This is a genomic window from Roseinatronobacter ekhonensis (assembly GCF_900499075.1).
In the GTDB taxonomy this organism is placed as follows: Bacteria; Pseudomonadota; Alphaproteobacteria; order Rhodobacterales; family Rhodobacteraceae; genus Roseinatronobacter; species Roseinatronobacter ekhonensis.
Genome location: NZ_UIHC01000008.1, coordinates 1 through 16,731, shown reverse-complemented (window position 1 = coordinate 16,731; position 16,731 = coordinate 1). Strand labels below are relative to the sequence as shown.

At 62.9% G+C, this 16,731-nt stretch carries 14 protein-coding genes; 10 read left to right on the top strand and 4 right to left on the bottom strand.

Annotated elements, in window-relative coordinates:
- Positions 1–34 precede the first annotated feature (34 nt).
- The 10 genes from ROE7235_RS05535 (at position 35) to ROE7235_RS05490 (ending at position 11,437) form a co-directional block, all read left to right on the top strand.
- Entirely contained in the window at positions 35–1,765 is a 1,731-nt protein-coding gene (locus tag ROE7235_RS05535; protein WP_121093683.1) for a DNA polymerase III subunit gamma/tau, read from the top strand.
- Between the two features lie 15 nt (positions 1,766–1,780).
- A complete protein-coding gene (locus ROE7235_RS05530; protein WP_121093682.1) occupies positions 1,781–2,125 on the top strand; it encodes a YbaB/EbfC family nucleoid-associated protein in 345 nt (114 codons plus the stop codon).
- A gap of 6 nt (positions 2,126–2,131) precedes the next feature.
- Positions 2,132–2,731, top strand: a complete 600-nt coding sequence (gene recR / locus ROE7235_RS05525) for a recombination mediator RecR (protein WP_121093681.1) — start codon at positions 2,132–2,134, stop codon at positions 2,729–2,731.
- 103 nt (positions 2,732–2,834) lie between these two features.
- Entirely contained in the window at positions 2,835–4,742 is a 1,908-nt protein-coding gene (locus ROE7235_RS05520) for a glycosyltransferase (protein WP_121093772.1), read from the top strand.
- A 100-nt stretch (positions 4,743–4,842) separates the two neighbouring features.
- Entirely contained in the window at positions 4,843–5,487 is a 645-nt protein-coding gene (locus ROE7235_RS05515; protein WP_121093680.1) for a gamma-glutamyl kinase, read from the top strand.
- A 52-nt stretch (positions 5,488–5,539) separates the two neighbouring features.
- Complete coding sequence (gene ade, locus ROE7235_RS05510) at positions 5,540–7,228, top strand: adenine deaminase (protein WP_121093679.1); 1,689 nt, start codon at positions 5,540–5,542, stop codon at positions 7,226–7,228.
- Between the two features lie 196 nt (positions 7,229–7,424).
- Complete coding sequence (fabF, locus tag ROE7235_RS05505; RefSeq protein ID WP_121093678.1) at positions 7,425–8,687, top strand: beta-ketoacyl-ACP synthase II; 1,263 nt, start codon at positions 7,425–7,427, stop codon at positions 8,685–8,687.
- Entirely contained in the window at positions 8,687–9,841 is a 1,155-nt protein-coding gene (gene mltG, locus ROE7235_RS05500) for an endolytic transglycosylase MltG (protein ID WP_121093677.1), read from the top strand. The genes fabF and mltG overlap by 1 nt, the downstream gene beginning before the upstream one ends.
- Before the next feature lie 19 nt (positions 9,842–9,860).
- Entirely contained in the window at positions 9,861–10,328 is a 468-nt protein-coding gene (locus ROE7235_RS05495) for a TrgA family protein (protein ID WP_121093676.1), read from the top strand.
- Complete coding sequence (locus tag ROE7235_RS05490) at positions 10,325–11,437, top strand: NUDIX domain-containing protein (protein ID WP_121093675.1); 1,113 nt, start codon at positions 10,325–10,327, stop codon at positions 11,435–11,437. The genes ROE7235_RS05495 and ROE7235_RS05490 overlap by 4 nt, the downstream gene beginning before the upstream one ends.
- On the opposite strand, the gene ROE7235_RS05485 is transcribed toward ROE7235_RS05490, so the two are convergent.
- The 4 genes from ROE7235_RS05485 to ROE7235_RS05470 form a co-directional block, all read right to left on the bottom strand.
- Positions 11,438–12,034 carry an inner membrane-spanning protein YciB gene (locus ROE7235_RS05485; RefSeq protein WP_121093674.1) on the bottom strand — a complete coding sequence of 199 codons (597 nt, stop codon included), beginning with the start codon at positions 12,032–12,034 and terminating at the stop codon, positions 11,438–11,440. It abuts the gene before it with no gap.
- A 33-nt stretch (positions 12,035–12,067) separates the two neighbouring features.
- Positions 12,068–14,677 (bottom strand): hypothetical protein, encoded by a 2,610-nt coding sequence (locus ROE7235_RS05480; protein WP_121093673.1) that lies wholly within the window; start codon positions 14,675–14,677, stop codon positions 12,068–12,070.
- Between the two features lie 117 nt (positions 14,678–14,794).
- Complete coding sequence (locus ROE7235_RS05475; RefSeq protein ID WP_121093672.1) at positions 14,795–16,084, bottom strand: O-acetylhomoserine aminocarboxypropyltransferase/cysteine synthase family protein; 1,290 nt, start codon at positions 16,082–16,084, stop codon at positions 14,795–14,797.
- Positions 16,085–16,154: 70 nt separating this feature from the next.
- Positions 16,155–16,427 (bottom strand): hypothetical protein, encoded by a 273-nt coding sequence (locus ROE7235_RS05470; protein WP_121093671.1) that lies wholly within the window; start codon positions 16,425–16,427, stop codon positions 16,155–16,157.
- Between the last annotated feature and the right edge of the window lie 304 nt (positions 16,428–16,731).

Genomic DNA, 16,731 nt, shown 5'->3' with positions numbered 1-16,731 from the left:
GCGCTAGATTGGCATCACAGCAAGCAGGACAGGCATGAGCGAGCAATATCAGGTTCTGGCGCGCAAATACCGCCCCGAGAGTTTTGCCGATCTGATCGGGCAGGACGCGATGGTCCGCACCTTGCGCAATGCCTTTGCAGCGGACCGGATTCACCATGCCTTCATCATGACCGGCATTCGCGGCACCGGCAAAACCACCACCGCGCGGATAATCGCCAAGGGGCTGAACTGCATTGGTGCGGACGGGCAGGGCGGCCCCACGACAGAGCCTTGTGGCGTGTGCGAACATTGCCGCGCCATTATCGAGGGCCGCCATGTCGATGTGATGGAAATGGACGCGGCCTCGCGCACGGGCGTGGGCGATATTCGCGAAATCATCGACTCTGTCGCCTACCGTGCGGCGTCTGCGCGCTACAAGATCTACATCATCGACGAAGTGCACATGCTGTCGAACAACGCATTCAACGCGCTGTTGAAAACGCTGGAAGAACCGCCTGCGCATGTGAAATTCATCTTTGCCACGACCGAGATTCGCAAGGTGCCAGTGACGGTGTTGTCGCGCTGCCAGCGCTTTGATCTGCGCCGGATCGAGCCCGAAGTGATGATCGCGCATCTGGAAAAAGTCGCGAAAGCCGAAGGCGGGCAAGTGGCCGCAGACGCTTTGGCGCTGATCACCCGCGCGGCCGAAGGGTCGGTGCGCGATGCGATGTCGCTGCTGGACCAGGCCATCAGCCACGGCGCGGGCGAAACCACCGCAGATCAGGTGCGTGCCATGCTGGGGCTGGCAGACCGCGCGCGGGTGCTGGACCTGTTCGACCACATCATGCGCGGCGATGCGGCGGCGGCCCTCTCGGAGCTTGCGGGGCAATATGCCGACGGGGCCGACCCGATGGCGGTGCTGCGCGATCTGGCCGAGATTACCCATTGGTTAAGCGTGACCCAGATCACCCCCGATGCGGGTGCGGACCCGACCATCAGCCCCGAAGAACGTGACCGGGGTGCGGCTATGGCGCAGGCGCTTCCCATGCGGGTGCTGACGCGGACATGGCAGATGCTGCTGAAAGCGTTGGAAGAGGTCGCCGCCGCGCCCAATGCCATGATGGCCGCCGAGATGGCGATCATCCGGCTGACTCATATGGCCGACCTGCCCAGCCCCGAAGAGATTTTGCGCAAATGGCACGACCAGACGCCGCCCACAGGCGGTAGCGGCGCACCAGCGCCCCGTGCGCCCATCAGCGGCGGCGCGGCCCCGCGTGCGTTGTCTGCCGGGTCCGCCCACGGCCCGCAAGCCGCCCTTGCCGGGGCCGCGCCTGCGTTGTCGGACTACCCCGATTTTGCCAGCGTTGTTGCCCTGATCCGTGCGCAGCGCGACATGACGCTGCTGGTAGAGGTGGAAACCAACCTGCGCCTTGTGCGCTACAGTCCCGGCCGGATCGAATTTCAACCGACCGACGCCGCGCCGATTGATCTGGCGCAATGCTTGGGCGCACGGCTGCAAGGCTGGACCGGCGCGCGTTGGGCCGTGTCCGTTGCCAATACGGGCGGCGGTGCCACATTGGCAGAGCGGCAGGCAGAACAGCAAAACGTAGATGAAGAAAAAGCTATGCAGAACAGCCTTGTATTGGCTGTTCTTGAGGTGTTTCCAAAGGCGCGGATTGCCGAGATCCGGCTCTTGACCACGCCCGAGGATGAGGCCGCAAGCGCCGCACTTCCAGAGGTGGAAGATGAGTTTGATCCCGATTGGGACCCGTTTGAAGACACATGAAAAAAGGACGCTAAGATGTTCAAAGGTATGGGCGGCATGGGTGACATGGCTAAGATGATGAAGGCTGCGCAAGAGATGCAGGGCAAGATGGCCCAGCTTCAGGAAGACCTGAAGGCGATCATGGTCACGGGTGAATCCGGTGCCGGGCTGGTCAAGGCCACCGCAACCGCCAAGGGCGAGTTGACGGCGCTCGACATTGACCCGTCAATCTTTAACGCGGATGACAAGGAAGTGGTCGAAGACCTTATTCTGGCGGCTGTAAAAGATGCACAATCCAAAGCCGAGGACCGCTCGCGCGAGGAAATGGGCAAGATCGCGGAAAGCATGGGGCTGCCGCGCGACATGAATTTGCCGATGTAGCCGCGCATGGCCGATGCACGGGATGAAATTGACGCGCTGATCGGCCAGTTTTCGCGCTTGCCCGGCCTTGGGCCGCGGTCGGCGCGGCGCATGGTGCTGCACCTGCTGCAGCGCCGTGATCAGGCGTTGCGCCCTTTGGTGATGGCGTTGGACAGGGTCGCCCAGACGGCGCAGCCCTGCACCCGCTGCGGCAACATAGCCACTGCCCCGATTTGTGATATCTGCGCCGACCCCAAACGCGCCACGGGCGAGATTTGCGTGGTCGAAGATGTCGCAGATCTGTGGGCGATGGAGCGCGGGCAGGTGTTCACCGGCCGCTACCATGTGTTGGGCGGCACGCTCTCGGCGCTGGATGCCGTGGGGCCGGATGATCTGCACATTCCACAGTTGTTGGAGCGCATCGTCTCTGAAGGTATTCGCGAGGTGATCCTGGCCCTTGGGGCTACGGTCGATGGCCAGACCACGGCGCATTACATTGCAGAATCGGTCGAGCAGACCGGCGTGATCCTAAGCGCGCTGGCGCAAGGCGTGCCGGTGGGCGGTGAGCTTGATTTTCTGGATGATGGCACCATCGGGGCCGCGTTGCGGTCGCGCCGCGCATTCTGACGGTCTGCACTGGGTCGGGGTCCAAGTGTTAAGGGTTTTTTAACCATAGTCATGCTTCGATCACCTGTCGGCCATTTGGGCCGTGTGGATGATTTGGGCAAGCATGACGGGTTTGGCATACCAGCAACAGGCGACAGACCCACCACAGCGCCACGCGGCCTTTCAGGTGCTGGATGGCGACGGGCCAAAGCGTCCGCTGCTGGGGGATATCTTGCGCGCCATGGGGGCGATCAGCGCCACGCAGCTTATGCTGGCCACGCGCCAACAGGGCCTGCGCGCGGCATTGCTTTGCGACATCCTGCTGGCGCGCGGCTGGATCACCGATGCACAATTGATGCAGGCTTTGACGCGCCAGTTTGGCGCAGGCTTCATGACCAAGGACGACCCGCCCCCGGACCCGCGCTTGTTGGACAAGCTGGGCGTTGTGCGGGCCTTGTCGCTGCAATGCCTGCCATGGCGGGCGGCGGGTGGCATGACCGTTGTAGCCAGCGCCCGCCCGGCAGAATTCGAACACCACTGCGCCGCATTGGAAAGCGTGTTCGGCCCGGTGGTCATGGTGCTGATTACAGAGGCGCATTTGCACGACCGCATCTTGCAACTGCGCCGCAACCGTTTGCGGCTGTGGGCCGAAACCTGCGTGGCAGAGGGCGAAAGCTGCCGCATGTTGCAAAACAGGTGGTTCAGCCGCGCGCTGGCAGCAATGTTGGGTGTCATCGCTTTGTGTGTGCTGCTGTGGCCGATGGGGGTTCTGGTCGGGCTGACAGGCGTTGTTGTGGTGGCCTTGACGGTGTCGACCCTGCTGAAACTGGCCGCCGCCTTTGCCGCGCTGCGCCGCACGCCCGTGCCACAGGACATGCCGCAAGATCATGGCCCGCTGCCCATCGTGTCGATCATGGTGCCGCTCTACCGCGAACCCGATGTGGTGCCGCGCCTTGTTAACCGGCTTGCACGGCTGACATGGCCGCGCGAGTTGACCGACATTCTGCTGGTTGTCGAGGAAAACGACCACCTGACGCGCGACGCTCTTGCCGCGCAATCCTTGCCCGCGTGGGTGCGGGTCATTCCGGTGCCGGATGCCAAGCTGAAAACCAAACCGCGCGCGCTGAACTACGCCATGACCTTTGCGCGCGGCAGTATTGTCGGGGTGTATGACGCAGAGGATGCGCCCGAGCCCGACCAGATCCACCGCATTGTGGCCTGTTTTGCGCATGGCCCGGCCAATCTTGCCTGCGTGCAGGGGGTGCTCGATTTCTACAACCCTCAGGTGAACTGGTTGTCGCGCTGCTTTACCATCGAATACGCGACATGGTTTCGGGTCATTTTGCCGGGGATGCAACGGCTTGGGCTGGCTGTGCCGCTGGGCGGCACGACCCTGTTTTTCCGCCGCGACGTTCTGGAAGAGCTTGGCGGCTGGGACGCGCATAACGTGACCGAGGATGCTGATCTGGGCATACGGCTGGCGCGGCACGGCTATGTCACGCATTTGCTGTCCACGGTCACATTCGAGGAAGCGAACTGCCATGTCCTGCCATGGATCAAGCAGCGTTCGCGCTGGCTGAAGGGGTATGCGATCACATGGATGGTGCATATGCGCCACCCCGCGCGCCTGTTGCAACAGCTTGGCCCGTGGCGTTTTTTCGGCGTGCAGGTGCTGTTTCTGGGTACTTTGGTGCAATTCCTGTTCGCCCCCTTGCTCTGGAGCTTCTGGCTCATGCTGATGGGGCTTGGCCACCCGTTGCAAGACAGCTTGCCGGGGCAGGCGTTTGTCGCGCTTGCAGCGGTGTTCCTGATGGCAGAAGCCGTGACGCTTGCGCTTGGCGCAGTCGCGTTGCGGGCGCGCCACCATGCCGGCTTGTGGCCCTGGCTGCCCGCACTGCACGCCTATTTCCCGCTGGCGGTCCTCGCGGTTTACAAAGCGGTATGGGAACTGATCGCGGCCCCATTTTACTGGGACAAGACCACGCATGGCAAATATTCCGGCGCGACAGAAGCGACAATCGTGCAGGCATAAGCTGTGATGGAGAGGTTTAACTCTGCTTAGGATGGTGGACCGACAGGTTTTTTCTTGCTAGGCTACAACTTGAACGGGTGAAACGGTAGGAGCAAGCGGCGTGCTGGTCTTCTTGAATCAACGCCTTGTGGTGTTTTCAACGCCGAAATGCGGCAGCACGGCGCTGGAGCAGGCCTTGGCACCGATGTCCGATATCGTGTTGCAGGGCGACCCGCGGATCAAGCACTGCACCTTTCACCGCTACAAGTGGCGGCTGGAAAAGTTTCTGCAAATTTTTGACGACACCCCGATGGCGACCACGGCGCTTATCCGCCACCCGCAGGACTGGCTTGGAAGCTGGTATCGCTACCGTCACGGAAGCTGGCTGGATGGCACGCCCCAAAGCACCAAGGGGCTGAGCTTTGACCAGTTTGTCGAGGCGTATCTGGCAGAGGAACAACCGGCCTTTGCCGCTGTCGGCTCTCAGGCGCGGTTCCTGACCCATCCGAAAACCGGCGAAACCGTCGATTTTCTGTATCGCTATGATGCCTTTGACGAGTTCGAGGGCTTTCTGGAAGCGCGGCTGGAGCGGCAGTTCGATCTGGACCGCGTGAACACCTCGACCGAGATGCGTCTGTCGCTGTCGGCGCATCTGGCGCAGCGTCTGGAAACTTGCTGCGAGGGTGACTATGCCCTTTATGACAGCGCCCACGCGCCACGACCGAAAAGCCGGATGCGCGCCTTCATGCAAGCTCTTGCAAGCTAAACCGCTTCGGGTGCAGTCTGTCCCCTGACACGGGTGTCGGAAAGGGTATACCATGGGCTTGGGTGAACGGATTGCGGCCGCGCGCGGTGAAATCACTGCCGATCTGGTGTTACGCGGTGCGCAAACCTTGTGCATGGTGACAGGCGCGCGCCTGACGGGCGATGTCGCGATCCATCAAGGCCAGATCGTGGGCATTGGCGAAGACTATGACGCCGCGCGGGTGATCGACCTGAGCGGTCATGTCCTGGTGCCGGGCTTTATCGACACGCATTTGCATATCGAATCCTCTCTGGTCACGCCCTACGAGTTCGACCGTTGCGTAGCCCCGCGGGGTGTGACCACGGCGATTTGCGACCCGCATGAGATTGCCAATGTGGCGGGCGCAGATGGCATTCGCTATTTCCAGCGCGCATCGGAACATACGGTGATGGATATACGGGTGAACCTGTCGTCCTGCGTGCCGTCGACGCATATGGAAACGGCGGGCGCGGCGCTGGATGCGCAGGCACTGCTGGCTTTGCGTGACCATCCAAGCGTGATCGGGCTGGCAGAGTTCATGAATTTCCCCGGCGTTATTCACCGCGATCCCGGCTGCATGGAAAAGCTGCACGCCTTCGCAGGTGGGCATATCGACGGGCACGCGCCGCTCTTGTCGGGGCGCGATCTGAACGCCTATTGCGCCGCGGGCATCCGCACCGAGCATGAGGCAACCACCCCCGAGGAAGCGCGCGAAAAGCTGCAAAAGGGGCTGCGTGTGCTGATCCGCGAGGGCTCTGTCAGCAAGGACATGGCGGCGCTTGCGCCGCTGCTGTCGCCCACCACAGCGCCCTATATGTGCCTATGCACCGATGACCGCAACCCGCTGGACATTGCAGAGCATGGCCATATCGACCACATGATCCGCAGCCTGATCGCGATGGGATGCGATATGCTGGCGGTCTACCGCGCCGCCACGCTGTCGGCGGCAGAGGCTTTCGGGTTGAAGGATCGCGGCCAGATCGCACCCGGAAAGCGCGCCGATATCGTGGCCTTGCCCGATCTGGCAGAATGTCGGGCCGCGCTGGTCATCTGCGGCGGTCAGGTGGTGGCTGACGCGGCTTTTGCCGCCCGCCATGTGATCGACACCGTCGCGCGCGATTCTGTGCGCGCGCCGCAGGTCAGCGCGCCCGATTTCCGCCATGCGGGAAATGCGCCCGACACGCCGGTTATCGGCATTCTGGACGGAAAGATCATCACCGAACACCTGCGCATCGACATTGCGCCAGAGGGTGGCGACAAACGCCCCGACCCCGCGCGCGACCTAGCGCGCGTGGCGGTGATAGAGCGGCATGGCAAGAACGGCAATATCGCCACCGGCTTTGTGCGCGGCTTTGGCATCTCGCAGGGCGCGATTGCCGCGACCGTCGCGCATGACCACCACAACATCGTGGCTGTGGGGGTGGATTACGACGATCTGGCGCTCGCCGCGACCCGTCTGTCGCAAATCGAGGGCGGGTTCGTGGTGGCGCATAAAGGGCGGGTTCTGGCCGAACTGCCCTTGCCGGTCGCGGGCCTGATGTCGTTGGACAGCTACGAGCAGGTCCACGCAAGGCTGGTCGACTTGCGCGCGGCGGCGAAATCCTTGGGGGTGACGCTGGAAGAGCCGTTCCTGCAACTGGCCTTCATCGCGCTGCCGGTGATCCCGCATCTGAAGATCACAGATTACGGCATGGTCGATGTGGACCGGTTCGAGGTGATCTAAGAGCAATCCGCGCGCCATCGGCTGGTTGCGGGATGGCCCTTGCGACAAACGCGGCAGGCTGCGTGCGTCTTGCGGGCCTTGTTCACACGGCCAAAGGCGCAAAACCCTGCCCACGGCACCCTTGCGCCCCTTCCCCTAGTCTGGAATTCTGGGTATCAGACCCAATATAGGGACCAGATCACGCGAGAGGGGCCAGATGCGCAGGGTAGTTGTCACAGGCTTGGGAATGGTTACGCCGCTGGCTTGCGGTGTAGAGGCCACATGGTCGCGCTTGCTGGCGGGGCAGTCCGGCGCAGGGCCCATCACCCGGTTTGATGCCAGTCATCTTGCGACCAGCTATGCCTGCGAAGTGCCACGCGGTGACGGGTCCGACGGCAGTTTCAACCCCGACGATTGGATGGAACCGAAAGAAGCGCGCAAGGTTGACGAATTCATCCTGTATGGCGTGGCCGCCGCTGAACAGGCAATCCGCGATTCCGGCTGGATGCCAGAGGATGAGGACGCGCGCTGCCGCACTGGCGTGATGATCGGGTCGGGCATCGGCGGGCTGCAATCCATTGCCGAAACGGCCGTGCTGCTGCGCGACCGTGGGCCGCGCCGCGTCTCGCCGTTTTTCATTCCCAGCGCGCTGATCAATCTTGTGTCGGGGCAGGTCAGCATCCGCCACGGGTTCAAGGGTCCGAACCACGCTGTGGTGACGGCGTGCTCTACCGGTGCGCACGCGATTGGCGATGCCGCGCGGCTAATCCAGTGGGGTGACGCGGATGTCATGGTCGCAGGCGGGGCCGAAAGCCCGATCTGCGAAATCGGCATTGCGGGGTTCAACGCCTGCAAGGCGCTGTCGACCAAGCGCGGCGACGATCCCAAAGCGGCCTCGCGCCCCTATGACACGGACCGCGACGGCTTTGTGATGGGCGAGGGTGCGGGCGTTGTCGTTCTGGAAGATTACGAGCACGCCAAAGCGCGTGGTGCCAAGATTTATGCCGAAATCATCGGTTATGGCATGTCGGGCGACGCCTATCACATCACCGCGCCCGCAGAAGATGGCGACGGCGCGCTGCGCTCGATGCAGGCGGCGGTCAAACGCGCCGGGATCGACACGTCGGAGATTGACTATATCAACGCGCATGGCACATCGACCATGGCCGATGTGATCGAACTTGCGGCGGTGGAGCGCCTGTTGGGGGCGGCTGCGGAGCAGGCGACCATGTCCTCGACCAAATCGGCCATCGGGCATTTGTTGGGGGCTGCGGGCGCGGTAGAGGCGATCTTCTCGATCCTTGCCATCCGCGACCAGATCGCGCCGCCGACGCTGAACCTTGACACCCCTGCGGTGGAAACCCCGCTCGACCTCGCCGCGAACGCGGCACGCAAACGCAGGATCGACGTGGCGCTGTCCAACAGTTTCGGCTTTGGCGGCACCAATGCCAGCCTTGTTTTGCGCAAACTGGAAAGCTGATGATCCGCCACATTGTCGCCAATGCGTTCACCCTGATGATCGTGGGCCTGATCGCGCTCGCCATCATCATCGCCGCGGGCCAGCGCCAGTTTACCGCGCCCGGTCCTTTGGCGCAGGCCATTTGTTACCGCGTTGCGCCGGGGGCCAACTTGCAACAGGTCTCTGGCCAGTTGTCCCAGATGGGTGCGATCGGATCGCCGCAAGTTTTCCGCATCGGCGCGCGCTATACCGAGCGTGCGGATCAGTTGCGTTTCGGCTCGTATCTGGTGCCCGAAGCGGCCTCGATGGACGAGATCATGGATATCCTGACCCGTGGCGGCGCATCCACCTGCGGATCGGAAATTCAGTATCGCATTGGGGTGACGCGTATCGACACGCTGGTGCGAGAATTGGACCCTGCCACGCAACGCTTTGAAACCGTTATTGAATTCGACGCAGGCACACCCCCGCCCGAAGAGTATGCCCGCTTCAGTGCCATGCCCGATATCAGCCTGCGCATTACCGTGGCAGAGGGCGTGACAAGCTGGCAAATCTGGGACGGGCTGCGGCAGGCAGAATTCCTGTCGGGAGAACCGGGTGAGCAACCCGAAGAGGGCTGGCTGGCCCCCGACAGCTACGCCGTGGAACGCGGGCAGGACCGGGCCGAACTGTTGAGCGAAATGCGCAACCGGCAGGAAGGCATACTGGCAGAATTGTGGGACACCCGCGCCGAGGATTTGCCCTATGAAACGCCCTATGAGGCGCTCATCATGGCCTCTATCGTCGAAAAGGAAACGGCCGACCCTGACGAGCGTCCGCAGGTGGCAGGGGTTTTCGTCAACCGGCTGAACACGCCTATGCGGCTGCAAACCGACCCCACGGTGATCTATGGCATCACCCAAGGGCAGGGCACGTTGGGGCGCGGGTTGCGCCGGTCCGAACTGGATGCGATCACGCCTTACAACACCTATCGCATAGACGGTCTGCCGCCCACGCCCATTGCAAACCCCGGCCGCGCCGCAATTGCAGCCGCGCTGAACCCGGATGACACGCCGTATCTGTTTTTTGTCGCGGACGGCACAGGCGGTCATACTTTCAGCACAAATCTGGCAGATCATAACCGCGCCGTGGCCCGTTGGCGCGAGATAGAGGCAGAGCGCGCACGGGACAACTGAGTTTTGTATAGGTGAGTCCATGTCTTCTCAACCAACCCTGACGCGGCTTTTTGCCATGCTCGCGTTTGCGGGCTTCGCGGTCTATAGCGCAACGACATTTCAACTGTTGCAAGAGGGTGCGCGGGTTTCGGGCATGGTCAACACCGTCGCCGCGGTCATGGCTGCCGTGTCGGGCTGGATTGTCGCGGGACCGCGCATTGACGCGCGCGCTATCGGATCCGTCTTTGCGGTGGTGCAGGGACTGGTCGTCGCGGTCTTTCTGGCGCTGGCCGCCGGAGCAACTGTCGACACGTTCCGGCTAGGCTACAAAACCCGATACGATGATCTGGGCGAGGCTATGAACGGGTTTTTCGACTATGTCGCAGAGGGCGCGGCAGATATTGCCGTGCCCGACCTGCTGGTCCCGATGGGCGTTTTCAGCGTTGTGGCGGGGGTGGTGCTGTCGCTGCTCTACCGGCTGATGGAAGCCCGGCGCAACGCCCGATGAGCGATCAGGTTTTTCTGTTTGGCACGCTTCGGTATGACCCGCTGCGCCGCGCGGTCCTTGGAGGGGACTGCCCGGTGCAGCTTGCGCAATTGCCCGATCATGACGTGATCGACCGCAACGGGTATCCGGCGTTGGCGGACCGTGTGGGCGCGGTTGCGCAGGGAATGGTGCTGTCCCCGGATGCCGGCCAGCTTGCGCGGCTGGACCTTTATGAAGGGCTCTTTGGCTATACCCGCGCGGGGGCCACGGACACCAAGGGGCGCGCCGTCTGGGTGTATCGCCCCGCCGAAACCAAACCGTCCGTCGGGGCCCGTGCATGGCGGCTGGAAGAGTGGGTCATCCGTTTCGGAGAGGCCGCAACGCTGGCTAGCGCAGAGGTGCTTGCGCTGGCGCGCCGCCATCCGGCAGAGCATCTGGCCGTCCGCTACCCGATGCTTCTGGCGCATGCTGCCGCACGATTGCGCGCCCGCAGTGAAACCAGCCCGCACAGCCTGCGGCGTTCCCCGTCGCAGGATGATGTGATCCCGCTCAGCACAAGCCATCCTTATGCGTATTTCTTTGGCGTGCAGTCGGACGACCTGCGCTTTCGCCGGTTTGACGGCACGCCAAGCGAGGTCGTGCGCCGCGCGGGTTTTGTGATGTCCGATGCGACCACCGTTCTGCCCTACGATCCGGCGCGCGATAGCGTCATGCTTGTGGAACAGTTCCGCTACGGGCCGTATCTGCGCAACGCCGCGAACTGCTGGTCGCTAGAGGCGATTGCCGGTCGGATAGATGCAGGCGAAACCCCGCAACAGGCGGCCCTTCGCGAAGCGCAGGAAGAGGCGGGGCTAACGCTGGACCTCGACGCCTTGCACGTGATCGGGCAGTCCTATCCCTCTCCGGGCGCGATCACGGAATTCCTGTTTCAATATCTGGCCCTGTGTGACCTGCCACAAGATGACGGCGCTATTGGCGGCTTGGCGTCGGAGCATGAGGACATCCGCCGCCACGTCATCAGTTTTGACCGGCTGATGCAACTTGTCCAAACCGGAGAGGTCCAGAACGGCCCGCTTCTGACAAGTGCCTATTGGCTCGCCCTGAACCGCGACCGCCTGCGCGGCGGCTGATCAATCGGGCGAGGATTTATACCGCTCGAACAGTTTGGCTTGCGTCAGGAAAAACGCGAAAAGAGCGACCGGCAGGCCGAACGTGCGGAAATTGACCCACATATCGGTCGAGAAATTGCGCAAGACAATCTCGTTCGCGCAGGCCATGGCTAGGAACATAAACGCCAGCCGCTTGGTCAGGACCATCCAGCCCTCATGCGTCAGCGGCAGCGCACCTTCCATGACCAGTTGCAGCCAGCTTTGCCCCCGCAACAGGCCAATGCCAAGCAAAATAGCGAATATGCCGTAAATCGCGGTGGGCTTCATCTTGAAAAACCGGTCGTCATTCAGCCAGACCGTCAGCCCGCCGAACACGACCACCATAATCAGCGTTACAAGCTGCATCTTGCTCAACCGTCCCGACAGCCGCCACAGCACAAAGGTGGCCAGCGCCATCACCGGGATGAAGGCAGCGGTCAGCAGCACAAACGCTGTATATTCGGTGCCCGCAATGACAAAGGTCTGGTCGCGGGTGGTGATATACCCCACGAAAAACAGGAATACGGGGCCCAGCTCCAGCCCGATTTTGACAGCGGGGGCGACAGGTTTTTCGGTCATGGGTTTATTCTATCCGGTTCAGGGTCGTGCCACTCAGGACGCAATGCGCAGGACAACATCGCGCCCGCGTTTGTTGTAACGCAATTCGGTATCACCGATTGCTGTGACTTGGCCGCCATCCAGCCGCTCGCCAACCTGCACGGTGACGACGCGCCCGTTATCCAGCCGGACCAGCGCGCGCCGCGCCGATGGTGTGCCCATCACGCCCAGCAGGTTGATCTGGCGCAGGTTAATCGCGCGGGTTTGCGTGGCTGCGCGCGTGACAGAGGCAGAGCTGGGAATGCGCGGCGCGACAGAGGCAGCCGAGGCTTGGACCACCTCCGGCTCTGGTGTGGCGGCTTGCCTTATGCGCGCGGCTGCAAGGGCGCGCTGCACGGTTTGCGAAAAACTGTTGGGGCGGTCGGACGGGCGCAAAGACGCAGCCACCGCTTGCGGCGTGGCTGTTGCGAATTGCTCCGCCCGCGCCTCTGCCTGCTCGACAATCGCGGCGGGGCGCGCCGCGGGCGTCAGCATATCCAGCGAAACACCGCCCGGAGGCGGCGTCAGGCTGGCCTGATCTTCGTCTTGTGCCGCGCCGCCGGTCTGCTCGGCAGGGGTGTCCGGCGCTTCTGGCGGCTCTGGCGCGATCCCCTCGGGGCGGTCGGGCGGTATGGCGGGCGGTGTGCCGCCGGTCACGTCAATCACCAACCCGCTTTCATCCAGCGGGGCAGGGGCCGCGACGGCGGGTTCCGGCTCGGGCGGTGGCGTCGGGGCCAGCCCCTCGGGGCGCACTGGCGGGGTAGCGGCGGGCGCCCCTTGGGTCACGACAATGTCGAGTGCGTCCTCGCCCGGCGGTAGTGTCGATTGCGCAACCTCGGGTTCTTCGGCAGGTGCGAGAGGGTCTGCGTCTGCCCCGCGCAGCGGTGGTAGCGGGTTGGTGCCAAAAGGCGCGGGGGCGGCTTGCACATCGGGCAATGTGCCGCGCCCTTCCGGGGCAATGGCACGCACCGAGCGCAAGGCCGCCAGACGCCCGGCATCTTGCGTGGGCGCTGCGACCGACGGTGTCGCCGTATCGGATGTCACACCCTCGGGTTCAGCATTCTCTGCCTCTGCGGCGGGTTGCGCGCCTTGCTGCTGCGCGGCATCGGACAAGCCAAGTGCGGCCTCGACCTCTGCCGCCTCCTCCGCTGCCGGGCCAGGCTCTTCTGCGTCAGACAGCGCAAGCGCGTCGGGCGCGGCAATTTCCCCAACCGACTCTGCGGGAAGGATGGGCTGCGCCAGTTCCGGTTCGGATGCGCGGGTGAAGTAGAACACCCAGACCACCACCGCCAGCACCAATAGCAATGCCGCGCCGCTGATCGCAAGCGCGCGTTGCGGCAGTTTTTTCTCGGGCGTCGTCGCGTTGCGGCGCGCGCCAAACACGGTCAGCCGTTCGGCTTCCGGGTCCGCGTCCGGCTTGCGCGGCGTCGCAGATGCCGCCACGGGTTTCGCGGCAGGCGTCGGTTTCGGCACGGTTTTGGCGGGCGTGCTCTCAGGCGTTGCCCCTTTCGGAGCAACAACCGGCGCGGGATTTGCCGCCGCAGGTTTGCTTGTCAGGCTACCCAGCAGCCCGCTGGCCCGTGACACGGGCGCAGTCACGGAACTGCGCAGCCGTTCCGCCAATGCGGCGCCGCCCAAGCTGCTAAGTGACAAGCTGCGCGATTTCGACAGTGCAGACAACGCCTTGCTGGGTTTGGCAGGGTGCGTTGCGGTTCCAGATGTGTCGCCCGCCGCTTGCGGATCCGAAGCCACAGACCGGCGCGACCGGAATGACACCGACTCTGAAGCGCTGTCGGCGTTGCTGGCACTTGATGCGGCTGGTTTTTCTTCGTGTGCTGGAGGCTTGCTCGCCCCGGGCGCAGCTTTGCTACGAGCCTTGGTGCGGGCCTTTTTCGGTGCCGCATCGCCTCGGGCCCCGGAAAACCCGGTTTTCACCGTAGGTGTCTCTGGCTTCGTGGCAAACATGCCAGCGCGCTTCGTTGTTGCGTCGTCGGACGTGTCCGGCGTCGGGCCCGTGTCTTTCGACGCGGCGGGTTTTTCCGACCCTGCCGGTGTTGTATCCGATGGCGCAGTGGGTTTCGCGTCCGGTGTCGGGCGATTTGCAAGGTCGCCGCGCTCTACCAGGATCGGGCCACCGCGCTCCAGATCTGCCGACGGATCAACACCCCGGACACGGGCAAAAAACGGTTCCTGCACAAAGGCTTGGCCAGAGGGTGCGGCCACAAAGCACACCGGGTTCAGACCCTGATCCTTGGCAAATTCCTCAGCCTCGATCAACGTCTCACGCGCGACAACGGCAACATGCACGCCATTGCTATCGGTGATGAAATCGAAATCCAGTTCCTCGACCGGATAGGGGGTCTTGCCCTGCAAACCCTCTCGGATCGCATCTGGGCCAGTGCCCGCAGGCAGGTGCGTGTACAGGATCTGGTCGTCGGGGATGACCAGTTTCGTCACCACCCCGTCCGGCGCATTGGATTTGGCAGTTGCGACCAGTTTTGTCATCTGGTCGTCCATGTCGGGCGCATCCATCGACACGGCACCAACACGCCACCATTCGCCGCCATCACACTGCCACAGCGTGATGCCGTCATCTGTCAGGCCAAGGGCAAAATTCGGTTTCATGACTTGGCCTTAGCAAATTCCAGAGCGCATCGGGAGTCGGAAAACCGCGATGGGCCGGATGATAGCGAAAAATTGCTCAGGCGCGCCGCAAGTGTCGCGCGGCGCGCCCCAGCCGGATTATGCAGTGGCCTTTGCCAAAGCCTGTTCCAGATCGGCGATGATGTCATCGGCGTTTTCGGTCCCGATGGACACGCGCACCACATTGGGTGCCGCACCCGCCGCGACTTGCTGCGCCTCTGTCAACTGCCGGTGCGTGGTAGAGGCCGAATGGATAATCAGCGAGCGCGTGTCGCCCAGGTTGGCGACATGGCTGAACAGTTCAACCGAATCGATCAGTTTGACACAGGCCGCGTATCCGTCCTTCAGCGCGAAGGTGAACAAGGATGACGCGCCTTTGGGGCAAATCTTGGCGACGCGGTCATATACCGGCGACGACGGCAGCCCCGCATAGGTCACATGATCGACTGCCGGATGGTTTTCCAGCCATTGCGCGACTTTGAGCGCGTTTTCGCAATGCCGGTCCATACGCAGCGACAGGGTTTCGATCCCCATCATGGTGTAATGTGCGGCCTGCGGGTTCAGCGTCATGCCCAGATCGCGCATGCCGACGGCAATGGCGTTGAACATGAAGGCCAACGGCCCCAGCGCTTCGTGGAACTTCAATCCATGATAGGCCGGTTCGGGTTGCGACAGCGACGGGAACTTGTCATTGGCGGACCAGTCGAACTTGCCCGAATCGACAATGCAGCCGCCGGTCACGGTGCCGTTGCCGGTCAGGTATTTCGTGAGCGAGTGGATAACCAGCGTTGCGCCATGCTCGATCGGGCGGCACAGATAGGGCGTCGCGGTGGTGTTATCCACGATTAGCGGAATGCCGTGGCGGTCCGCAATTTCGGCCAGCGCGGGCAGGTCGGCGATATGCCCGCCCGGATTGGCGATGGATTCGCAGAAAATCGCGCGGGTATTCTCGTCGATTGCGGCTTCGACAGCGGCGGTATCGTCAATGTCCACAAGGCTGGCCGACCAGCCAAAGCGGCGGATGGTCTGGGTAAACTGCGTCACCGTCCCGCCATACAGCCGGTTGGAACTGACGATGTTCATCCCCGGACCCATGATGGTGAACAGCGCCAGAATCTGCGCCGCGTGGCCGGAAGAACAGGCAACAGCGCCGGCACCGCCTTCTAGCGCGGCCATGCGGTCTTGCAACGCGAACACAGTCGGGTTGGTCAGCCGCGAATAGATAAAGCCCACTTCTTGCAGATTGAACAGTGCGGCTGCGTGATCTGCATCGCGGAATGCATAGGCGGTGGTCTGGTAAATCGGAACCTGCCGCGCACCCGTGGCCGGGTCCGGCTTGGCACCTGCGTGGATCTGCAACGTCTCGAAAGCTTGCGGTGTCTCGCTCATCGGCCTGTCATCCTCCCATGGTTACGGGCGCGACGCTACGACACAGGAGCGGGCAGGGCAAGCCGTTGGATCAGGCTTCTGCCTGCGCCTGCGGCTTGCTGTCGCCTGCTGGTGCATCTGCGGATTTATCTGGAGCGGGAAGGGCCTTTGCCTCGTCGGGCATCTGCTCTGGCAGATCAATGATAAAGCTGCCCTCTTCGGGGTAAATGGTAATGCGCGGCTTGGGGCTGAGCGTGGCCAGAATCTCGTTAATCTCACCTTGCGCCCGTTGAATGGTTTCGCGCTGGGTCTCGCGCTTGACCTCGGGGGCCGCGGCTTTGTTTCCGAACAGAAATTTGAACATCCGGCGTCTCCTCTTATACCTTATGGTCAACCATTAGCCGATTGCGGCATAAGGGGAAAGCCGCCTTGCTGCGCTGCGGCAAGGGGCCGCTCAAATTCTAGGCAAAGGCTGCGGCGAGCCGCGTGTCGCCGACCACCAGATCGCGGCGGTTGCGTAACGGCCCGATATATTGCTGGTTATACTCCGAGTCCTGCAGAAGCCGAATTTGTTGACTTGACTGCTGGGTTTGGAACGATTCAGCTATTGCTTATGATCCGCCCTGACTTTCTTTCCTCACCAGCCCGCCTCGAGCTTGAGGCTTGCG